The sequence below is a fragment of the Nocardioides sp. genome (assembly GCF_030150155.1).
In the GTDB taxonomy this organism is placed as follows: domain Bacteria; phylum Actinomycetota; class Actinomycetes; order Propionibacteriales; family Nocardioidaceae; genus Nocardioides.
Genome location: NZ_JASLGR010000045.1, coordinates 41,683 through 61,336 on the forward strand (window position 1 = coordinate 41,683; position 19,654 = coordinate 61,336).

The following is a 19,654-nucleotide window of genomic DNA, read 5'->3' on the forward strand; positions in this document are numbered from 1 at the left end:
GACGACCTCCTTCGAGGCGGCGATCGGGGCAGGAGTCCATTGTGCGGTACGCCGACCTCGCGGCGGGGCCGCCGACGGGGGAGTTCCGGGGCGGATGGCAGGATCGAGGCATGACGAAGCCGACCTCGCGCACTGCCCAGATCGGCCGGGCACTGCCCCGGATCTGCGTCCTCGTCCTCGGCGTGCTCGGCCTCGCCTCGGGGCACATGTTCGCCGAGATCGCGGGGCTGGTGGTCGTGGGGGCGACCGTCGCCACGAACTGGAAGGCGTGGTGGACGTACGTCGTCACCGGCCAGCGCCCCTCCACGGCGACCCCGCCGCCGGCCGAGTTCGCCGAGCCGGGGACCTACCGCGTCCGGCTGGAGGCGGCGGGGGAGCGCCCGATCCAGGTGATCAAGGCGATCCGCGAGGTCAGCGGGGCCGACCTGTACGAGGCCAAGATCCTGGTCGAGGGGGTGCCCTCGATCATGGCCGACCAGGTCAGCGTGACCAGCGCCGACCGGGTCCGGGCACGCCTCGAGGCTGCCGGTGCGACGGTGTCGATGGAGGACGTCCCGGCGGCCGGCTGACCCGGGCCCTGCCGTTGGCTGGCAGGACCCGCAGTCGGCGTCAGGCCCGGCTGGTCACATCGCTGACCGTGCCGACCAGCACCTCCAGGATGTCCTCGAGGAAGACGGTCCCGGTGATGGTGCCGTCGGTGTCGACGACGCGGGCGACGTGGCTGCCGTGCAGCCGCATGGTGCGCATCGCGTCCTCGAGCTCGGCAGCCGGCGGCACCGAGACCAGGCGTCGGATCCGCTTGGCCGGGACCGGGAGGGTGGCGGCGCTCTGCTCCAGGTCCATCACGTCCTTGACGTGCAGGTAGCCGGCCGGAGCGCCATCGGCGTCGGCGACCAGGTAGCGCGAGTACCCGTAGCGCTGGGCCGCGGCGTGCACCTGCTCGGGGGTCACGTCGGCAGGCAGCAGCACCAGGTCGGCCAGCGGGATCTGCTCGTCGGCGACCGTCTTGGTGGTGAACTCGAACGTCCCGGCCAGGGTGCCCGAGGCGTCCGAGAGGGTCCCCTCACGCTGGGACTGCTCGATGATGCCGGCGACCTGGTCCAGGGTGAAGGTGCTGGTCGCCTCGTCCTTCGGCTCCACGCCGGCGGCCCTGACGGCGAGGTTCGCCGTCCAGTTCAGCGCGGCGATCACGGGGCGGAAGACCCGCGAGACCATCACCAGCGGGGGCGCCAGCACCAGAGCGGCCCGGTCGGGCACCGAGAAGGCGGTGTTCTTGGGCACCATCTCGCCGAAGACGACGTGCAGGAACGTCACCAGCACCAGGGTCAGGATGAACGCGGTGATGCTGATCCCCTCCGCGCTCAGCGGGGTCGAGGCCAGCGGATGCTCCAGCAGGTGGTGGATCGCGGGCTCGGAGACGTTGAGGATGATCAGGGAGCAGACCGTGATGCCGAGCTGGCTGGTGGCCAGCATCAAGGTGGCGTGCTCCATCGCGTAGAGCGTCGTCTTCGCAGCCTTGCTCCCGGCCGCGGCGCGCGGCTCGATCTGGGACCGGCGTGCGGAGATGACGGCGAACTCGGCGCCGACGAAGAAGGCGTTGCCCGCCAGCAGCACGACGAGCCAGATCAGGCCGGGAAGGTACTCACTCATGGCTGGTCCCCTCGGTGACGGTGGTGCTGGGCTCGCTGTGCTCGTCGCTGTCGGTGCGGTCGCCGGCGGTGCTCACGGCGGTGCCGGTCTGGCCGGACTCGCCGGCCTGCGGCAGGTAGCGCAGCCGGACCAGCCGGTGGCCGTCGATCCGCTCCACCCGCAGCGTCCCGGACTCCAGGGCGACCTCGTCGCCGAGCTCGGGGAGCCGCTCCAGACGATCGAGCACGAACCCGGCGATGGTGTCCCACTCCTCGGAGTCGGGCACCACGATCCCGGTCCGGTCGGCGAGCTCGTCGGCGCGCAGCGAGGCGTCGAAGACGACCGACTGCCCGCGACGGACGATCTCGGGCCGCGCCCTGTCGAACTCGTCGTCGAGCTCGCCTACGAGCTCCTCGACCAGATCCTCCAGGGTGACGATCCCGGCGGTGCCGCCGTACTCGTCGGTGACGACGGCGAGCTGGAGGCCCTGGGCCCGCAACGTGGCCAGCAGGGCGTCGGCGCCCATCGACTCCGGCACCCGGACCGGTGCGGTGAGGAGGTCGGTGACGGCACGGTCGCGGTGCTCGGGGGCCAGGGCCCAGGCCTGCTTGACGTGGACGACGCCGACGATGTCGTCGGGGCCGTCCTCGATCACCGGGAGCCGGGAGTGACCGCTGGCCAGGGACGCGGCGATCACGTCGGCCGCGGTCGCGTCGGCCGGCACGGTGGTCATCCGCACCCGCGGCGTCATCACGTCACCGGCGTCGAGGGCCGAGAAGCGCAGGCTGCGGTCGAGCAGGGTGGCGTCGTGGGCCTCCAGCAGGCCTGCCTCGGCCGAGTGCCGGACCAGGAAGGTCAGCTCCTCGGCGGAGCGGGCGCTGGACAGCTCCTCCTGGGGCTCGATCCCCATCGCGCGGATCACCTTGTTCGCGGTGCCGTTGAGCAGCGCCACGATCGGCTTGAAGGTGGCGCTGAAGGCGACCTGGGCGGGGATGACCAGCTTGGCGGTCTGGCGGGGGACCGCCAGCGCGAAGTTCTTCGGGGCGAGCTCGCCGATCACCATCGAGAAGATGGTGGCCAGCAGTACGCCGATCACGGCACCGGTCGCGGTGACGGCGCCGTCACTCAGACCGGCGTCGCTCAGCGGCGTGTGCAGCAGTGAGCTGATCGCCGGCTCGAACGTGTAGCCGGTCAGCAGCGTGGTGAGGGTGATGCCCAGCTGGGCTGCCGAGAGGTGCGTCGAGGTCGAGCGCAGTGCGCCGATGACGGGGCCGAGGCCCTTCTCGCCGCGGTCGCGGCGCCTCTCGAGCTCGTGCCGGTCGAGGTTGACCAGGGCGAACTCCGAGGCCACGAACAGCCCGGTGCCTGCGGTGAGCAGCAGGCCCAGGGCGAGCAGGATCCACTCGTTCACGGCTTCCACCTCCTGACCACGGCCGTGGCGCGCTGGGGATCAGGAGGGCGGGGACTTCGAGGGCGCGATCGGTCGCGCGAGGATCTCACGCCGGTACTAACGAGCGAGGGTGCCTCAATGTTCCGACACGGGTGAGGGCGTCCGGTCCCGTCGGACCGGACGCCCTCGTGCACTCAGGGAGCGCTGGTCACGGTGACGTCGGTGTCGGCGGCGTCACCGGTGCTGTAGACGTACGTCGCTGCCGCGGTGTCGCCCAGCTGTGCCCGCAGCCACAGCGCCGCCCACCGGGCACTGGTCTCGATGCTCGCGGCCTGGGTGCTGGTCTGGGTGTTCGTCTCGGCCTCGGCGCCACTGGGGTTCTGCATGTTCGTGATGCCGTAGTGGTTGGCCCCGGCGACCCTGACGATCTGCTTGTGGCCGTTGGCGATCTTGGCGTACGTCGACTCGGCCTGGGCCGGCTCGGCCTTGCCGTCGGACTGCCCCTGGACCAGCTGGATCGGGATCTGGTTGTCGATCGAGGGGTAGATGCCGAGGATGCCGTTGTTGGTGCCGTAGAACGAGCCGGCCTTCACCGCGGAGGGGAGCGTGAAGGAGAGCGTCGTACAGAAGGGGATCGAGCACTTCGACTCGGCGATGCTCAGCCCGGTCGCGCCGCCGAAGGAGTGGCCCAGCAGCACCATCGAGCCGGTGTCGATGTGGCTGGCCAGGGGAGAGGAGGCGTTGGTGTTCTCCGCTGCCATCCACGACAGCGTCTCGCCGATCTGGCTGGTTGAGGTGTAGTAGTCGAGGTCGAAGAAGTTGAGTCGCTTGTGGTTGGGCGTGACCACGATGAAGCCGTACGACGCCACCGTGCGGGCGTAGTCGCTGTAGTACTGCCGGTGCACCTTGCCGCCCTGGAGCAGCAGTGCGACGGGCAGGGTGCCGCTGACGTTGGTCGGGTAGTAGACGTTGGTGCCGTCGTTGGTGATCTTCGAGTCGTACGTCGACACGGCGGTCGGCGTGATCGGCGACCCGGTGGCGTCGGCGTGGGCCGAGCCCGGGGTGGCGAGACCGATCGAGGTGACGAGGGCCAGGGCCGACAGGGCCCGGGCCGAGGTGACGCGTAGTGACATGGCCGTCCTTCATCCGTGGGGGCGGCTCCGCACCGGGGTGCGGGGCCGTGGCGCGTGGATGCGCGCCGCCACGGAACGTAGGACGCCGACGGGCGATCTGAATAGATCGTATAGAATAGACGATCGTATCGTTATGCGATCGTGATCCTTGGGGTGCTGAGTGACACCCGGTATCAGAAGGTGCTCGATGTTGCGCTGGCCATGTCGCACACGTACGCCGTCTCCTGATCGATGCGGTCCCCTGCCGATCTGGGCGGTGGTGAACCCGGAAGTCGGCGGTGGTGAACCCGGAAGTCGGCGGTGGTGAACCCGGAAGTCGTTCAGGGGCGCAGGGCGTCCAGGGTGAGCCGGGCGTAGCGCTGCCACACCTCCGGGTCGGCGATGTTGAGCTTCATCAGGGAGCGGGCGCAGCCGCCCATCATCACCTGGATGTCGAAGCCGGTGATGTCGGTGCGGATCTGGCCGTGGTCGCGGGCGCGCTGCAGGAGTGAGTCGATCGCCGACTCGGCCTCGCGGTGGCGCTCGTCGTCGCGGTGGGCGAGCTTGCCCGACTCGTCGATGCTGTCGAAGATGTCGGACATCAGCTTGTCGCCGGCCAGGCGGGTCATCGTCGCGGTGAGGAACTCCTCGATCCCGGCCAGGGGGTCGGGGTTGCGTGAGGCCTCGATCAGGCAGCCGTGGATCCACTCGGCGCCCTGGTGCGCGATCGCCTGGATCAGGTCGGCTTTGCTCGGGTAGCTACGGTAGACGGTGGCCTTGCCGACCCCGGCTCGCGCAGCGATCTCGGGGATGGTGGCCTCGAGTCCCTGCTCGGTGAAGACCTCGATCGCGGCGGCGAGGACCGCCTCGTGGTTGCGGCGAGCGTCGGCTCGGCGCGCGTTCCAGTGATCGGGCTGGCTGGTCATGAAGGGCCTCGGGGTCGGGGGAGTGGGGACGTGCTCGCGACATTGTGACGGGTTATCGCCTCCAGTGGGACACGGATCACTCTCCACGAAATGGACCTTGGGGTCCAGATGGGTCTACAGTGCGATAACCGGACCAAAGGGTCCGATTGACTCGTGTGGAGGAAAACGTGGCGTGGAGGCTCTTCCAGCTCGGTCGCTGGTCCTATGTGCATCGCAAGATCGTTGCCGGGATCTGGGCGGCGATCCTGGTCGTGATGATCGTCGGCTCGGCAACGTTGTCGGGCAAGACCGATGACTCGTTCACGCTCAAGGGGATCGAGTCGACCGACGCCTTCAGCCTGATCAAGGAGCGCAGCCCCGCGGCCGCGCCCGACGGCGCGTCGGCCCAGATCGTCTTCGAGGCGCCCGAGGGCAAGACCCTCACCGACGCCGGCGTCAAGGACGCGGTCGAGGCCTCCCTGGCGAAGCTCGGCACCGCGAGGACGCAGTCGATCGCCGACCCGTACACGGCCGGCACCATCTCCGAGAACGGCAAGGTCGGCTACGCGTCGGTCTCCTTCACCCACACCACGATGGAGATCGACGACAGCGACACCCAGGCCCTGGACGCGGTGAAGTCGACCGCCAAGGACGCCGGGCTGACGGTCGCGATCGGCGGCACCGCCGCCTCGGCCGAGGAGGCCGCGCCCACCGGTGAGCTGATCGGTGTCGTGGTCGGCTTCATCGTGCTGGCGATCACCCTCGGCTCCCTGGTCGCGGCCGGGATGCCGCTGCTGACCGCCCTGATCGGGGTCGGCATCGGGATGCTGTCGATCACCACCGCGACCGGGTTCCTCACCCTCAGCTCGACCACCTCGGCGCTGGGCACGATGCTCGGACTCGCGGTCGGCATCGACTACGCGCTGTTCATCATGTCCCGCTACCAGCACGAGCTGCGGCTGGGACGCTCCCGCGAGGAGGCCGCCGGACGTGCTGTCGGCACCGCCGGCTCGGCCGTCGTCTTCGCCGGCCTCACCGTCATCATCGCCCTCGTCGGCCTGTCGGTCTGCGGCATCGGCTTCCTCACCCAGATGGGTCTGGGCGGTGCCTTCATGGTCGCCCTGGCCGTGATGATCGCGCTCACCCTGCTGCCTGCGATCCTCGGCTTCGCCGGGGCCAAGGTGAAGCCCGGTGGCGCCAGCCTGTTCAAGAAGAAGGGCTCGGTCGACGCCGACGACGAGAGCGGTGCGGTCCGCACCAACGGCCGTCGCTGGGTCGAGAAGGTCACCACGTTCAAGTGGCCCGCCCTGCTCGGCGGCATCGGTGTCGCCATCGTGCTCTCCATCCCGGTCGCCTCGATGGAGCTCGCCATCCCTGACGACGGCACCGCCGCAGCGGGCAGCGACGCCCGAATCGCCTACGACCTGACCTCGCAGAACTTCGGCGCCGGCTCCAACGGCCCGCTCCTGGTCGTCGTCGACACCGCGAAGACCGCGAACACCGCCGACGCCGAGGCCGCGGTCACCACCGCGACCCAGAAGCTGCAGGCACTGGCTCGGACCAAGGACTCCCACATCGCGGCGGTCATCCCCGCAGTCAAGGGCACCGACGAGGCCGCCACCCAGGCCTTCGCTGCCCAGCTCGACGCCGTGCACTTCGCCACCCTGACGGTGATCCCGACCAACGGTCCCTCCGACCAGGAGACCAAGGACCTGGTCGCCGACATCCGGACCGCGATGGCCGACCTGCCTGCCGAGACCGGTGCCCGGGCCCTGGTCACCGGCCAGACCGCCGTCGGTGTCGACATCGCCGACAAGCTGACCAGCGTCTTCCCGCTGTACCTGCTGGTCGTGGTCGGCCTGGCGATCGTCCTCCTGATCGCGGTCTTCCGCTCGATCTGGGTGCCGATCAAGGCCGCGCTCGGCTTCCTGCTCTCGGTCGGCATCTCGCTCGGCATGACCGTGGCGGTCTTCCAGTGGGGCTGGCTCAACCAGCTCCTCGGCCTCGACGTCACCTCGCCGGTCGTCTTCATCCTGCCGATCCTGCTCACCGGCATCCTGTTCGGCCTGGCGATGGACTACGAGGTCTTCCTGGTCACCCGGATGCGTGAGTCCTACGTGCACGGCACGCCGGCCCGCCGCGCCGTCGTCGAGGGCTTCGCGCACAGCTCCCGCGTCGTGGTCGCCGCCGCGATCATCATGGTCGGCGTCTTCGGTGGCTTCGCGCTGGGTGACTCGGTGATCCTCAAGACGATGGGCTTCGCGCTCGCCGTCGGTGTCCTCGCCGACGCCTTCCTGGTGCGGATGCTGATCGTGCCCGCACTGATGTCCATCGTCGGCGAGCGGATGTGGTGGATGCCGCGCTGGCTCGACCGCGCCGTGCCGAACCTCGACATCGAGGGCGAGGGGCTGACCAAGCGCCTCGACGCCGCCGCCGAGGACGACGAGCCCGCCCTGGTCTGACGTCCCGGGGCAGGCGCCACGCAGCGACCCCACACCCGTTCGGGTGTGGGGTCGCTGTGCGTCGTGCCACGTCGGCGAAGGTCGGGGAGCCGGTGCGTGCTCGGTACACTGGGCCGGTGACCTCGCTGCTCTCCGCACCCCGAACCGCCCTGACGTTCCGGGTCCTGGAGCCGGGGTTCGACGGCGAGGCGACGCTGAGCCTGCGCTACCAGATCACCGGACCCGAGGGCGCGGTCCTGGCCGAGTTCGACGAGACCGTGGTGCTGCCCGGTGAGGCGGTCGCCGAGCGCGACGAGGCCGAGTTCACCCGGATCAGTCGCCTGCTCGCCCTGGCCGCCTCGGCCAGCTACTACAAGAGCTGCATCCCGGCCACCGTCGAGGTGCCCGGTGGCCTTAGTGCTGCCGAACGGCGCTTCCTGGTCGAGCTGACCCGCCAGGGGCTGGCCGAGTTCGCCTACCGCAACGACGTGCCCGAGGCGCTGCACCCGAGGATCGTGGCCCCCGAGCTGCCCGAGACGCCTGCCGCACGGCGTACGGACGCACCACCGCGCCGCCCCCTGATCGCCGTCGGCGGAGGCAAGGACTCGATCGTCACCATCGAGGCGGTGCGGGCGCTGAGCCCGGACGTCACCCTGTTCTCGGTCAACGAGTACGAGCCGATCCGTGACACCGCCACCCATGCCGGCCTGCCGCTGACCGTCGCGCGCCGCCGGCTCGACGCCCGGCTCTTCGACCTCAACGCCGCCGGTGCCCTCAACGGCCACGTCCCGGTCACCGCGATCAACTCCCTGATCGGCGCGCTGACCGCGCTGCGCTCGGGCTACGACGCCGTGATCTTCAGCAACGAGGCCAGCTCGTCCTTCGGCAACCTGCATTGGGAGGGCGTCGACGTCAACCACCAGTGGTCCAAGGGGATCGAGTGCGAGTCCCTGGTCCGTGACCTGGTCGACGGCCCGACCCTGCGCTACCTCTCCTTCCTGCGCCCGCTCTCCGAGCTCGCCATCACCCGTCAGTTCGCGCGGCTGAGCGACTACCACCCGGTCTTCACCAGCTGCAACCGCGCCTTCCACCTCGACGCCGGCAAGCGCCGGCGCTGGTGCGGTGACTGTCCGAAGTGCCGCTTCGTCTTCCTCTGCCTGGCCCCGTTCATCAGCCGTGAGGCGATGCTGGCGATCTTCACCGGCCGCGACCTCCTCGCCGACCCGACCCAGCGCGAGGGGTTCCTGGAGCTGCTCAACGCCGGTGAGCGGCTCAAGCCGTTCGAGTGCGTCGGCGAGCCCGACGAGTGCCGTGCCGCGCTCACGCTGCTCAGCCGTCATCCCGACTGGGCCGACCACCCGTTCCTGGCCGATCCCGAGGTGGCGGCCTGCCTGGTCGGCGACGCGGTGATCGACGCCTCGTTCGTCTTCCACGACGCCCACTTCCTGCCTGCGGAGTTCGAGAAGGCCGTCCGTGGACTTCTCTGACCTGGCCGGCAGACGGGTCGTCGTGTGGGGCTACGGCCGCGAGGGACGATCCGTGGCCGCCCACCTGCGTGACCTCGGCCTCGGCTTCACCATCGCCGAGCCGGATCGACCCAGCGGCGAGAACCCCGAGGTGCTGTACGCCGACGCGGGCCGTGCCGCCGTGCTCGGCGCCGACGTCGCGATCAAGAGCCCCGGTATCCCGGTGACCTCCGCGCTTTACCGCGAGGCAGCGGCGGTGCCCGGCCTGCGGATCACCAGCCTGACCGACCTGTGGATGCACGAGAACGCCCGCCGCACCATCGCCGTCACCGGCACCAAGGGCAAGTCCACCACCGCCTCCCTGATCGCCCACGTGCTGGCCTCGGCCGGACGCAGCGTCAGCCTGCGCGGCAACATCGGCACCCCGGTGCTCGAGGAGCCGACGCCGCCCTCGGAGACGGTGGTGATGGAGCTGTCCAGCTACCAGGCCCAGTCGCTCACGATCTCGCCGCGGATCCTGGCCGTCACGGTGCTCTTCCCCGAGCACCTGACCTGGCACGGCTCGGAGGAGGCGTACTACGCCGACAAGCTCAACGCCGCCGCGCACGGACCCGATGCGGTGGTGATCACCGGCGGTGACGAGGGGCTGCGCACGCGGGTGGGTGCCGCTGCGGGCGACGTACCGCTGCTGGCGACCGGACCCGACAGTGTCACCGTCGACGACGAGGGCGGTCTGATCTGGGCCGATGGCACCCGGGTGCGGGCCGACGCGATGCCGTTGCTCGGACGGCATCAGGCACGCAACGCCGCCCTGGCCGCACTGGTCTGTGCCCAGGAGGGGCTCGATCCGGCCACCATCGCCGCGGCGATCACCACGTTCGCGCCGCTGGAGCACCGGATGCAGCCGGTCGCCTCGACCGACGGCAGGACCTGGATCGACGACAGCCTCGCCACCGCACCGGAGGCCGTGATCGCGACCCTGGAGGCCCTGCCCGGGCGCCGTGTCGCGGCGATCATCGGCGGTGCTGACCGTGGTCTGGACTTCACCCGGCTGACCGCCTACCTGGCGGCCAACCCGCGGGTGCGGCCCCTGCTGATCGGACCGGTCGGCGCCCGGATCGCCGCCGAGGTCGGCGCCACCCCGTTCGCCACCTTCGCCGAGGCCACCGCCTGGGCCCATTCGGCAGCCAACCCGGCCGAGGTCGTTCTGCTCTCTCCCGGAGCGCCGAGCTTCGACGAGTTCGCCGACTACGTGGCGCGCTCGACCGCCTTCCAGACCGCCGCCGTCGGCGATGGTCCTCTCGACACTGTTCACGACAAGGAGCGCTGACGCGCGATGGATCTGGTCTACCCCGCTGTGATCAAGGCGGCTCGGGTGTGGTTCAAGCTCGGCGACCTCAGGATCTCGATGACCGGGGTGGAGAACATCCCCGAGACCGGCGGTGCGCTGCTGGCGGTCAACCACCTGTCCTACGTGGACTACATCATGGCGGGCCTGCCCGGTGCCGACCGTGGCCGCCTGACCCGGTTCATCGCCAAGAAGGAGGTCTTCGACCACGCCGTCGGCGGGCCGGTGATGCGCTCCTTCCACCACCTCCCGATCGATCGGGCCGATGGCGAGGCCGGGATGAGGCTGGCCGCCGACACCCTGCGGGCCGGTGAGCTGGTCGGGATCTTCCCCGAGGCCACCATCTCGAGCAGCTTCCTGATCAAGGAGGTCAAGACCGGTGCGGTCCGGATCGCCGCCGAGGCCGGCGCCCCGCTGATCCCGGTCGTGCTCTGGGGCACCCAGCGCTTCCTGACCAAGGGGCGCAAGGCCGACTTCGGTCGGCACAAGACGGTCGCGATCGCCGTCGGTGAGCCGATGTACCCGACCGGGGAGGACCCGGTCGCCGAGACCGCCGAGCTCAAGGCCCGGATGGAGTCGATGCTCGACGACCTGATCCGGAACTATCCGGCCGCCGAGCAGCCCCCGGGATCGTGGTGGCTGCCGAAGGCGTACGGCGGCTCCGCGCCGACCCTGGAGGAGGCCGCCGAGATGTACGCCGAGGAACGTCGCCTGCGGGCCGAGCGCAAGGCCGCCAAGAGCGCGGCCAAGGACGCCAAGCGTCGCTGAGGGCCTCGCTCAGGGCCAGGCTGACGGTTAGGGGGCTCGGGCTGTGCGAGGCTGGGCCCATGTCTGAAGCGACGCGACCCCATCGCCTGGCCCGCATGACCGGGCGCGCCACCGACGAGACCCATCGGGCGGCGACGCCGCTGGAGCTGCTCTTCGACCTCACCTTCGTGATCGCCTTCGGCACCGCCGCCGACCAGCTGACCCACGGCCTGGCCGAGGGACACCTGTGGCCGGTGCTGATCGCGTTCTGCTTCGTGACGTTCGCGATCTCGTGGGCGTGGATCAACTTCGCGTGGTTCGCCTCGGCGTACGACACCGACGACTGGCTCTACCGCCTCACCACGATGGTGCAGATGGTCGGCGTGCTGATCCTGGCGCTGGGCCTGCCGGCGGTGTTCAGGTCGATCGAGCACCACGAGGCCACGCTCGACAACCGGGTGATGGTGCTGGGGTACGTCGTGATGCGGGTCGCGATGGGGGTCCAGTGGCTGCGCGCTGCGCGGGAGGATCCCTCACGTCGGTCGGCGCAGAAGGCCTATCTGGTCTCGATCTTCACCGCCCAGGTGCTGTGGTGCGTGCTGGCCGTGGTCGACCTCGGGATCGGCTGGACGTTCGCGGCGATGGTGGTGCCGCTGCTGGTCGAGCTGGTCGGTCCGTATCTGGCCGAGACCTACCGGGGTGGGACGCCCTGGCATCCGCACCACATCGCCGAGCGCTACAGCCTGATGGTGATCATCGCGCTCGGCGAGGGCCTGCTCGGCACGATGGCGACGTTGACGGCGCTGGCCGGTGAGGGGCTGAGCACCGACATCGTGCTGCTGGCGTTCGCCGGGACCAGCCTGGCGTTCGGGTTGTGGTGGACCTACTACACGATCCCGCACGGCGAGGCCCTGGAGCGCTGGCGGGAGCGCTCCTTCGGCTGGGGCTACGGGCACATCGTGCTGTTCGGCTCGATCGTGGCGATCGGGGCGGGACTGCACGTGGCGGCGAGCTTCCTGGAGGGCAAGAGCCACATGTCCCTGGTCGCGACGGTGAGCGCGGTGGCGGTGCCGACGGCGCTCTACCTGGTCGTCTTCTACGCGCTGCTCAGTGCCCTGACCCGGACCTTCGACGCGCTGCACCTGCTGAACCTGGTCGGCTCGGCGGTGGTGATCGGAGCCGCGCTCGCGATGGCGGCGGCCGGGGTGGAGGCACCCTGGTGCCTGGCAGTGCTCGCGCTGACGCCGTGGGTGACGGTGATCGGCTACGAGACCTACGGCTACCGGCACAACGCCGATCTGCTGGCGGGTGCTTAGTCGGTGGGCAGGCCTAGTGTCGTGACATGGCTATCGCACGGTTTCCGGGGCTGGTGATCGACTGCCCAGACCCCGCCGCTCTTGCTGCTTTCTACGGCGACCTCCTCGGGTGGACGTCCACGGTCGACGACGACGGGTCGTGGGCGACGCTCGCGGCCGAGGACCCGGCCGCGGCGCGGTCGGCCCCGATCGAGTTCCAGAGGGTCGAGGGGTTCAGGCCGCCGCAGTGGCCCGGCCAGGACGTCCCGCAGCAGACCCATCTCGACTTCGTCTGCGACGACCTCGACGCAGGGGAGGCCGAGGTGCTCCGCTTGGGTGGCGCCAAGCACGAGCACCAGCCGGGGACGTCGTTCCGGGTCTTCCTCGATCCGGTCGGGCATCCGTTCTGTCTGTGCCGCAGCTGAGGGACGGGGGTGTGGCGCGGACGCAGGAGAGAGAAATGTAGGACATTTGGCTCTTTGGGGTTAGCGTGGCGGTATGACCCGGTTGACCCCGCACGTTCCTCTGGCCGAGCAGGTCGCGACCCAGCTGCGGTCGCGGATCGCGACCGGCGAGTTCCCGGTCGGCGCACGGATGCCCACCGAGAACGAGCTCGCCGCCGAGCTCGGGGTGAGCCGCAACAGCATGCGTGAGGCGATCCGGTCGCTGGTCCACGCCGGGCTGCTGCGGGCACGGGCCGGAGACGGCACCTACGTGATCGCCGCCAGCGACCTGGCCCCGGCGCTCGCTCGACGTCTTGAGATCGATCAGGACCGCGACGTCGCCGAGGTCAGGCTGCTGCTGGAGCGCGAGGGTGCCCGTCTGGCCGCCCTGCGCGCCAGCGACGAGCAGCGTCGCGACCTGCGCAGCGCCCTGGAGGCACGTCGCGAGGCCAGCGACCTGGCGGCCTACACGGCCGCCGACATCGCCTTCCACCGGCTGCTGCTGGAGGCCTCGGGCAATGCGCTCCTGGCCGAGCTCTACCGCGGAGCCGGGGGAGTCGAGGCCGCCCACCGCGACCTCGACGCCGAGGAACGTGGCTTCGCCGCCGTGGCCGCGGACATGGCCCCCATCGATGACGCCCACGCGGCGTTGGTCGACGCGATCGTGGCCGGGGACCCCGATCAGGCCGAGGCCACCGTCGAGCAGCTCGTCGCCCTGGTGCAGGACTACCACGACGACAGGGAGGGTCGGCAGTGACGCGGGGGACTGCACGGGGCGTCGCGCAGGGGACCGCGCGGGGCCGGGTGGGCTCAGCGGACGGCGCGGAACGGACCAGCCGCGGAGGCACCCTCGCCTCGGCGCTGGTGCTGATCGGCATCCTCGCCGTCGCCGGCAACCTGCGGGCCGGGATCACCTCGGTGGGGCCGGTGCTCGACCACGTCCGCGCCGACCTCGGCCTCTCCGCCGTGGCGGCCTCGGCACTGGTCAGCCTGCCGCTGGTCGCCTTCGCCCTGGTCTCACCGCTGGCACCCCGACTGGCCCGCCGGCTCGGCTTCGAGCGCTGCCTGGCGCTGGCCCTGGCCGTCCTCGCCGTCGGGCTGGTGGTCAGGTCGCTGCCGCTCGCGGGACTGCTCTGGGTCGGCACCGCCCTGCTGGGCGTGGCGATCGCGGTGATGAACGTCGTCCTGCCGGCCGCGGTCAAGCGTGACTTCCCCGACCGGATCGGCCCGGTCACCGGGGCGTACTCCGCGGTGCAGTCGATCTTCGCCGCCCTCGCGGCCGGCGTCTCGGTGCCGCTCTCCCACGTCGGGGGCGCGGGCTGGCGGCTCTCCCTGGGGCTGTGGGCCGGTCTCGCCGTGATCGCGTTGGCGGTGCTCGCTCCGCGCTGGGTGCACCGCGAGGACGCGGCCGTGCTCGCCCGGGAGGCCGTGATCGAGGCCGAGCTCGACGGCGACGATCCGGTCCTGCGGGCCGAACGGTTCCGGCCCTGGCGCCACCTGCTGGCCTGGCAGGTGACGCTCTTCATGGGGCTGCAGTCGGTGATCTTCTACGTCCTGATCACATGGCTGCCCACCATCGAGACCGATGCCGGGATCAGCGCCTCGACAGCCGGGCTGCACCAGATGCTGCTCAACGGCTGCGGCATCCTCGGCAGCCTGGCCTGCTCGCGACTGATCCCACGCTTCGCCGACCAACGCCTGGTCGCCACCGCCGCCGGGGGAGTCCTCGCGCTGGCCGTGGCAGGGATCTGGGCTGCCCCGCAGGCCAGTGTGGTCTGGGCCTGTCTGGCCGGCTTCGGTGGCGGCGGGACGATCGTGCTGGCGCTCTCCTTCTTCGGCCTGCGCACCCGCGACCACGCCCACGCCGCCTCGCTGTCGGGGATGGCCCAGTGCGTCGGCTACCTGGTGGCGGCAGCGGCACCGCTGGCCGTAGCCGGGCTCCACCAGGCCAGCGGAGGCTGGGACCTGCCGCTTGCGGTGCTGCTCGTGCTGGCGTTCGGGGTGATGGCCGCCGGATACCAGTCCGGGCGTGGACGCACCCTAGGCTGAGTGACGTGGAGGAGATGGCGTCGGCGGCAGAGATCGCCTGGGCCGGCTCCTACGACGGCTACGCCCGGGTCGCCGCCACTCCGCAGGCACTGTGGCGCCTGGTGGCCGAGGCCGACGAGGTCGTGCGGACCACCGGTTCGGTGCCGTCGTGGTGCGGCGTCGACCTGCTCCGGGCCTGGGCCTTCGGCGCGACCCGCCCCGAGTGGCCCGCACCGTCGCTGGGGTACGGCTGGTTCGCCGTCCTGGACGCGATCTCGGCTCACCCCGAGGCTCGGCTCGCCGATCTGCCGCCGGGGCGCACCGACTAGGCGGCAGCCCCCCCGCCCCCGCAGGAACGGTGGAGGGCCACGCCGACGCGGGGTAGATTCGGCGACAGCGGTCGCGAGGGAAGGTCGGTGGCGGTGATGAGATGGGTCAACGTGGTGCTCCGAGGCCTGGTTCGGGCCGTGACGGTCGCGTTCGGTGCGTTCTCCTCCGCCGGTGGTGAGCAGCCGCACCAGCTGCCGCCCTCGACGGCCCTGATGCGCCGACGGCGTGAGTATCGTCCCTGAGACCGTGCGGTTCCCGGGGCGCACCGACTGACCGGAGCGGTCACGGATCCTCCTGTGGGAGGACGCGGTGACGGCGTACGCCTCCTAGGATCGTGGGGTGGAAGCGCGCCGCCCGTGGACGTTGAACGCCCGGGGTCGGGCGTGGTTCGACGCCACCCTGGTGCTGGTCCTCCTGCTGATCAGTGCGCTGATCGAGATCAGCCAGGGCACCGTGCACGGACGCTCGGCGGTGTTGGTGCCGGCGTTGATCGTGGCCGAGATCGTGCCGCTGTGGTGGCGGCGCAGCCACCCAGTGGCGATGCTCGCAGTGGTCGTTGCAGCCCATCTGGTGCAGGCGGTCACGATTCGCGATCCGTTGCCCAGCCAGATCGTGGTGCCGATCGCGCTCTACTCCGCAGCGCGGTGGGGGCCGGGCTGGCTCCGGCTGGCGGTGGTGCCGCTCACCCTGGCCGCGGCGGTCGTGGCCGGCTGGCGGTGGAACTACGACCTGCACCCGAGCCTGCGGCAGGTCCTCACCCCGGCCAGTGTCTGCGCCGCGATCGGACTGGCGGGCTGGGCGCTCGGGGTGGCCGGCAGCCAGCGCGACCGCTACCTGGCCGCGCTGCTGGACCGGGCGGAGTACCTGGAGCGCGCCGCCGTCCGCGAGGTGGCGCTGGCCACCCAGGACGAGCGTGCCCGGATCGCCCGTGAGATGCACGACGTCGTGGCCCACGGTCTGTCGGTGATCGTCGTCCAGGCCGACGGGGCCCGTTACGCCGGGGAGCGTGATCCGTCGGTGGCCCTGTGCACCTTGGAGACGATCGCCGCCACCGGCCGCGACTCCCTGCAGGAGATGCGCCGCCTGCTCGGGCTGCTGCGCACCGGCGACTCCGGGGTCACCCCGCAGCCGACCCTGGCCGACGTCGGGCACCTGATCGCCGAGGCCGTCGCCGCCGGTACGCCGGTCGAGGCGAGGCTGCCCGACCCGATGCCGTCCGTCGGCGACGGCATCGGCCTGGCGGCGTACCGCTTCGTCCAGGAGGCGCTGACCAACGTCCGCAAGCATGCCGGTCCCCAGGCCGCCGTCGAGATCGACCTGCGGGTCGAGGACGACGTGATGGGGCGGGTCCTGATGCTCCGGGTGCTCGACGACGGCCGCGGGGCGGCGGGCGGCAGCAGTGCAGGCAGCAGCCCGGCCGGAGGCGACGGCACGCCGGGCGCGGGCAGCGGCACCGGGCTCGGCCTGGTCGGGATGCGCGAGCGGATCGGACTGCACGGCGGCGACGTCGACGCCGGACCGCGCCCCGGCGGCGGCTGGCGGGTGCGTGCGAGGATTCCGCTGTGAGCGAGGGCACCGACGCCGACCCGATCCGGATCTTCCTGGTCGACGACCAGCAGATGGTGCGGGCCGGGTTCCGCATGCTGGTGGAGAGCCAGGACGACATGAGCGTCGTGGGGGAGGCCGGGGACGGTGCCGAGGCCCTCGCCCAGCTCGCCGTGACGGCCGCCGACGTCGTGCTGATGGACGTCCGGATGCCGCGGATGGACGGGGTCGAGGCCACCCGACGCCTGCTCGGCGGGGCCGCATCGGGCGGCGCGCCCCGGGTCGTGGTGCTGACCACCTTCGACCTGGACGAGTACGCGCTGGCCGCGATCCGGGCCGGAGCCTCGGCGTTCCTGCTGAAGGACGCCACCCCGCCCGAACTGCTCGGGGCCATCCGCTCGGTCCACTCCGGTGACGCCGTGGTCGCGCCCAGCACCACCCGGCGCCTGCTCGACCACTTCGCCGCCCTGCCCGACCCCGACGACGAACCGGCGGTCCCGGTAGCGCTCGCCACCCTGACCGAGCGCGAGATCGACGTACTGCGTCGAGTGGCCGCAGGCCGCTCCAACGCCGAGATCGCGGCCGACCTCGTGGTCGCCGAGACCACGGTGAAGACCCACGTCAGCCGACTGCTGGCCAAGACCGGGTCGCGCGACCGGGTGCAGCTGGTCGTGGTGGCCTACGAGAACGGCCTGGCCGGCGGCTGAGCGTCCTCCCTGAGGAGGACCCGACCCGGCCTGCTCCTCCTGACGGAGGACCGCCGTATCGCTCTGCGGGCTGACGCGGCACCCCCGGCCCCGACGGGAGGCTGGAGGCATGACACAACCCCAGCTGACCGCCACCGCGATCGCGGCCCGCGCTACCGGACTGACCAAGACCTACGGCAGCGGGGACAACCGCGTGCAGGCCCTGCGCGGCGTCGACCTCGAGCTCCCCGCCGGGCGCTTCACCGCCGTGATGGGCCCCTCAGGCTCGGGCAAGTCCACCCTGATGCACTGCCTGGCCGGCCTCGACACCGCCACCGCGGGCCAGGTCGAGGTCGCCGGGCGCTCCCTGGTCGGACTCGACGACACCGCCCTGACCCTGTTCCGCCGCGAGCACATCGGCTTCGTCTTCCAGGCCTTCAACCTGCTCCCGATGCTGACCGCCTCGCAGAACATCCTGCTGCCCCTCGAGCTCTCCGGCGCCACCCTGGACCGGCAGCGCTACGACGCCGTGGTGGAGATGCTGGGGCTGCGTGACCGCCTCGGTCACCTCCCCGGTGAGCTCTCCGGCGGCCAGCAGCAGCGCGTGGCCATCGCCCGCGCCCTGGTGACCGCACCCGACATCGTCTTCGCCGACGAGCCCACCGGCAACCTCGACACCGCCGCCGGGGCCGAGGTGCTCAGCCACCTGCGCCGTTCGGTGCGCGAGGACGGCATGACGGTCGTGATGGTCACCCACGACCTCGAGGCCGCCGCGTACGCCGATGACGTGGTCGTGATCCGGGACGGGGCGCTCTTCGCCCACCTGAGGGAGCCCACCACCGACGAGCTGATCGCCGCGGTGCGGCACCAGGGGGCGTGATGCGCACCGTCATCGTCGCCTCGCTGCGCCACCATCGGCGCCGCTACGTCGCCTCGGCACTGGCCGTGCTGATCGGCGTCGCCTTCATCGTCGCGGTCAACGGGCTGGCCGGGGCGCTGCGCAACGGGATGACCGCCGACGTGGGACGGCCCTTCGCCGGCGCCGGGTACGTCGTCGACAACCCCACCCCGGCCGAGGCGACGAAGGCCGTCGCGGCCCTCAAGGCCGCCGGGGGCTCGGCCACCACGGTGTGGAGCGGCTGGACCGGAGGACGGAGCAACGGCAGCGGGCTCTCCGACCTCACCGTCAGCACCGTCGCCGACACCCCGCGGTTCCAGTGGCAGACCCTGACCGCGGGGCGGATGCCCGAGCGCGACGGCGAGGCCCTGATCAGCAAGCGCGCCTCCGTCGCCCGGCACCTCAGCATCGGGCAGAGCCTCCAGATCGGGGGCGGGGCCCAGGCGGTCACCGTCCGTGTCGTCGGGATCGCGCACGACACGTCGTACGGCGGCGCCGACGTCTCCCTGCGCCCCGATGACGCCGAGCACACTGGTGCGCTCGCGATCAGCTACGTCCTCGCCGACGGGGCCAGGTCGGCGGTTCCGGCGGGGCTGAGCGTGTACAGCCACGACGCCTACGTCGCGAAGGTCCAGGCCGGGATCACCCGGGGCGTGGACATCATCGCGATGCTGGTGAGCATCTTCGCCGCGATCGCCCTGGGGGTGGCGATCCTGGTGATCACCAACACCTTCGCGATCCTCTTCGCCCAGCGCACCCGTGACTTCGCCCTGCTGCGCTGTGTCGGGGTCACCCGTGCCCAGCTGCGCCGCTCGGTGCGCCTGGAGGCGTTCGTGCTGGGCCTGGTCTCCGCCGTCCTCGGCGCCCTCGTCGGGGTGCTGGTGGCGGTCGGTGCCGCCGGCCTGCTCGGCCTGTGGGTCGACACCCTGGGCAGTGCCGCCTTCCAGCCGTCGTGGGTGATCGGTGCCGTCGTGATCGGCGTCGCCGTCACGGTCGCGGCGGCGTGGCTCCCGACCCGGGCGGTCACCCGGATCACGCCGCTGGCGGCGCTGGCGCCCTCGGGAGCGATCTCGGCACGCTCCCGGGTCGGCGTCGCCCGCCTCGTCGGAGGGGTGGTCACGCTGCTGGCCGGCGTCGGTGCGCTCTGCGGGATCGTCGCCGCCGCCCGCGGCCCGCACCCGTCGACCGCCCTGCTCCCGGCGATGTTCGGTGCCGGTGCGCTCACCTTCGCCGGCGTCCTGCTGGTCGGGCCGTTCCTGGTGCCCGCTGTGGTGAAGGCCGCGGCCCGACTGGTCACCGGTGGCCGTCGGGGGATGGTCGGTCGGCTGGCCGCAGGCAACGCGGTGCGCAACCCGCGGCGTACGGCGACCACCGCCGCCTCCCTGATGGTC

Annotated in this window: 19 protein-coding genes; 15 read left to right on the forward strand and 4 right to left on the reverse strand. The window is 71.4% G+C overall.

Going from position 1 to position 19,654, the window contains the following annotated elements:
• The first annotated feature begins 110 nt into the window (after window positions 1-110).
• The gene (locus tag Q1V88_RS14545) at window positions 111-569 is read left to right on the forward strand and encodes a ribosomal protein L7/L12 (protein ID WP_300682010.1); all 459 of its coding nucleotides are present in this window, start codon (window positions 111-113) and stop codon (window positions 567-569) included.
• Window positions 570-609: 40 nt separating this feature from the next.
• On the opposite strand, the gene Q1V88_RS14550 is transcribed toward Q1V88_RS14545, so the two are convergent.
• The 4 genes from Q1V88_RS14550 to Q1V88_RS14565 form a co-directional block, all read right to left on the reverse strand.
• On the reverse strand, window positions 610-1,650 hold the full coding sequence (locus Q1V88_RS14550) for a hemolysin family protein (protein ID WP_300682011.1): 1,041 nt from the start codon (window positions 1,648-1,650) through the stop codon (window positions 610-612).
• Complete coding sequence (locus tag Q1V88_RS14555; protein WP_300682012.1) at window positions 1,643-3,040, reverse strand: hemolysin family protein; 1,398 nt, start codon at window positions 3,038-3,040, stop codon at window positions 1,643-1,645. Before Q1V88_RS14555 ends, Q1V88_RS14550 begins: the two co-directional genes overlap by 8 nt.
• A gap of 173 nt (window positions 3,041-3,213) precedes the next feature.
• On the reverse strand, window positions 3,214-4,152 hold the full coding sequence (locus Q1V88_RS14560; RefSeq protein WP_300682013.1) for a hypothetical protein: 939 nt from the start codon (window positions 4,150-4,152) through the stop codon (window positions 3,214-3,216).
• Window positions 4,153-4,472: 320 nt separating this feature from the next.
• The gene (locus tag Q1V88_RS14565; protein WP_300682014.1) at window positions 4,473-5,057 is read right to left on the reverse strand and encodes a TetR/AcrR family transcriptional regulator; all 585 of its coding nucleotides are present in this window, start codon (window positions 5,055-5,057) and stop codon (window positions 4,473-4,475) included.
• A gap of 167 nt (window positions 5,058-5,224) precedes the next feature.
• Here Q1V88_RS14565 and Q1V88_RS14570 point away from each other — a divergent pair, with 167 nt between their 5' ends.
• The 14 genes from Q1V88_RS14570 to Q1V88_RS14635 all read left to right on the forward strand — a co-directional run.
• Window positions 5,225-7,498, forward strand: coding sequence for an MMPL family transporter (locus Q1V88_RS14570; protein WP_300682015.1), 2,274 nt, complete (start codon window positions 5,225-5,227; stop codon window positions 7,496-7,498).
• Window positions 7,499-7,614: 116 nt separating this feature from the next.
• Window positions 7,615-8,964: a hypothetical protein gene (locus tag Q1V88_RS14575; protein WP_300682016.1), complete on the forward strand. Its 1,350-nt coding sequence runs from the start codon at window positions 7,615-7,617 to the stop codon at window positions 8,962-8,964.
• The gene (gene murD, locus Q1V88_RS14580) at window positions 8,951-10,273 is read left to right on the forward strand and encodes a UDP-N-acetylmuramoyl-L-alanine--D-glutamate ligase (protein WP_300682017.1); all 1,323 of its coding nucleotides are present in this window, start codon (window positions 8,951-8,953) and stop codon (window positions 10,271-10,273) included. Before Q1V88_RS14575 ends, murD begins: the two co-directional genes overlap by 14 nt.
• A gap of 6 nt (window positions 10,274-10,279) precedes the next feature.
• A complete protein-coding gene (locus tag Q1V88_RS14585; protein WP_300682018.1) occupies window positions 10,280-11,059 on the forward strand; it encodes a lysophospholipid acyltransferase family protein in 780 nt (259 codons plus the stop codon).
• Window positions 11,060-11,118: 59 nt separating this feature from the next.
• Complete coding sequence (locus Q1V88_RS14590; protein WP_300682019.1) at window positions 11,119-12,354, forward strand: low temperature requirement protein A; 1,236 nt, start codon at window positions 11,119-11,121, stop codon at window positions 12,352-12,354.
• Window positions 12,355-12,380: 26 nt separating this feature from the next.
• Window positions 12,381-12,758: a VOC family protein gene (locus Q1V88_RS14595; protein WP_300682020.1), complete on the forward strand. Its 378-nt coding sequence runs from the start codon at window positions 12,381-12,383 to the stop codon at window positions 12,756-12,758.
• 73 nt (window positions 12,759-12,831) lie between these two features.
• The gene (locus Q1V88_RS14600) at window positions 12,832-13,533 is read left to right on the forward strand and encodes an FCD domain-containing protein (RefSeq protein WP_300682021.1); all 702 of its coding nucleotides are present in this window, start codon (window positions 12,832-12,834) and stop codon (window positions 13,531-13,533) included.
• Window positions 13,530-14,825 (forward strand): MFS transporter, encoded by a 1,296-nt coding sequence (locus Q1V88_RS14605; protein WP_300682022.1) that lies wholly within the window; start codon window positions 13,530-13,532, stop codon window positions 14,823-14,825. Before Q1V88_RS14600 ends, Q1V88_RS14605 begins: the two co-directional genes overlap by 4 nt.
• A gap of 5 nt (window positions 14,826-14,830) precedes the next feature.
• Window positions 14,831-15,133, forward strand: a complete 303-nt coding sequence (locus Q1V88_RS14610; protein ID WP_300682023.1) for a hypothetical protein — start codon at window positions 14,831-14,833, stop codon at window positions 15,131-15,133.
• A gap of 96 nt (window positions 15,134-15,229) precedes the next feature.
• A complete protein-coding gene (locus Q1V88_RS14615; RefSeq protein ID WP_300682024.1) occupies window positions 15,230-15,376 on the forward strand; it encodes a hypothetical protein in 147 nt (48 codons plus the stop codon).
• Between the two features lie 97 nt (window positions 15,377-15,473).
• Window positions 15,474-16,700, forward strand: coding sequence for a histidine kinase (locus Q1V88_RS14620; RefSeq protein ID WP_300682025.1), 1,227 nt, complete (start codon window positions 15,474-15,476; stop codon window positions 16,698-16,700).
• A complete protein-coding gene (locus Q1V88_RS14625) occupies window positions 16,697-17,386 on the forward strand; it encodes a response regulator transcription factor (RefSeq protein ID WP_300682026.1) in 690 nt (229 codons plus the stop codon). The genes Q1V88_RS14620 and Q1V88_RS14625 overlap by 4 nt, the downstream gene beginning before the upstream one ends.
• A gap of 109 nt (window positions 17,387-17,495) precedes the next feature.
• On the forward strand, window positions 17,496-18,245 hold the full coding sequence (locus tag Q1V88_RS14630) for an ABC transporter ATP-binding protein (protein WP_300682027.1): 750 nt from the start codon (window positions 17,496-17,498) through the stop codon (window positions 18,243-18,245).
• On the forward strand, window positions 18,245-19,654 hold a 1,410-nt coding region (locus tag Q1V88_RS14635; RefSeq protein ID WP_300682028.1), incomplete at its 3' end, for an FtsX-like permease family protein. The genes Q1V88_RS14630 and Q1V88_RS14635, both read left to right, overlap by 1 nt.

Excerpts from the sequence above, each read along its gene's own strand:
- Q1V88_RS14615 (WP_300682024.1), top strand. The coding sequence starts at position 15,230 with ATGAGATGGGTCAACGTGGTGCTCCGAGGCCTGGTTCGGGCCGTGACG.
- Q1V88_RS14545 (WP_300682010.1), top strand. The coding sequence starts at position 111 with ATGACGAAGCCGACCTCGCGCACTGCCCAGATCGGCCGGGCACTGCCC.
- Q1V88_RS14560 (WP_300682013.1), bottom strand. The coding sequence starts at position 4,152 with ATGTCACTACGCGTCACCTCGGCCCGGGCCCTGTCGGCCCTGGCCCTC.
- Q1V88_RS14550 (WP_300682011.1), bottom strand. The coding sequence starts at position 1,650 with ATGAGTGAGTACCTTCCCGGCCTGATCTGGCTCGTCGTGCTGCTGGCG.
- Q1V88_RS14595 (WP_300682020.1), top strand. The coding sequence starts at position 12,381 with ATGGCTATCGCACGGTTTCCGGGGCTGGTGATCGACTGCCCAGACCCC.
- Q1V88_RS14565 (WP_300682014.1), bottom strand. The coding sequence starts at position 5,057 with ATGACCAGCCAGCCCGATCACTGGAACGCGCGCCGAGCCGACGCTCGC.
- Q1V88_RS14600 (WP_300682021.1), top strand. The coding sequence starts at position 12,832 with ATGACCCGGTTGACCCCGCACGTTCCTCTGGCCGAGCAGGTCGCGACC.
- Q1V88_RS14585 (WP_300682018.1), top strand. The coding sequence starts at position 10,280 with ATGGATCTGGTCTACCCCGCTGTGATCAAGGCGGCTCGGGTGTGGTTC.
- Q1V88_RS14590 (WP_300682019.1), top strand. The coding sequence starts at position 11,119 with ATGTCTGAAGCGACGCGACCCCATCGCCTGGCCCGCATGACCGGGCGC.
- Q1V88_RS14630 (WP_300682027.1), top strand. The coding sequence starts at position 17,496 with ATGACACAACCCCAGCTGACCGCCACCGCGATCGCGGCCCGCGCTACC.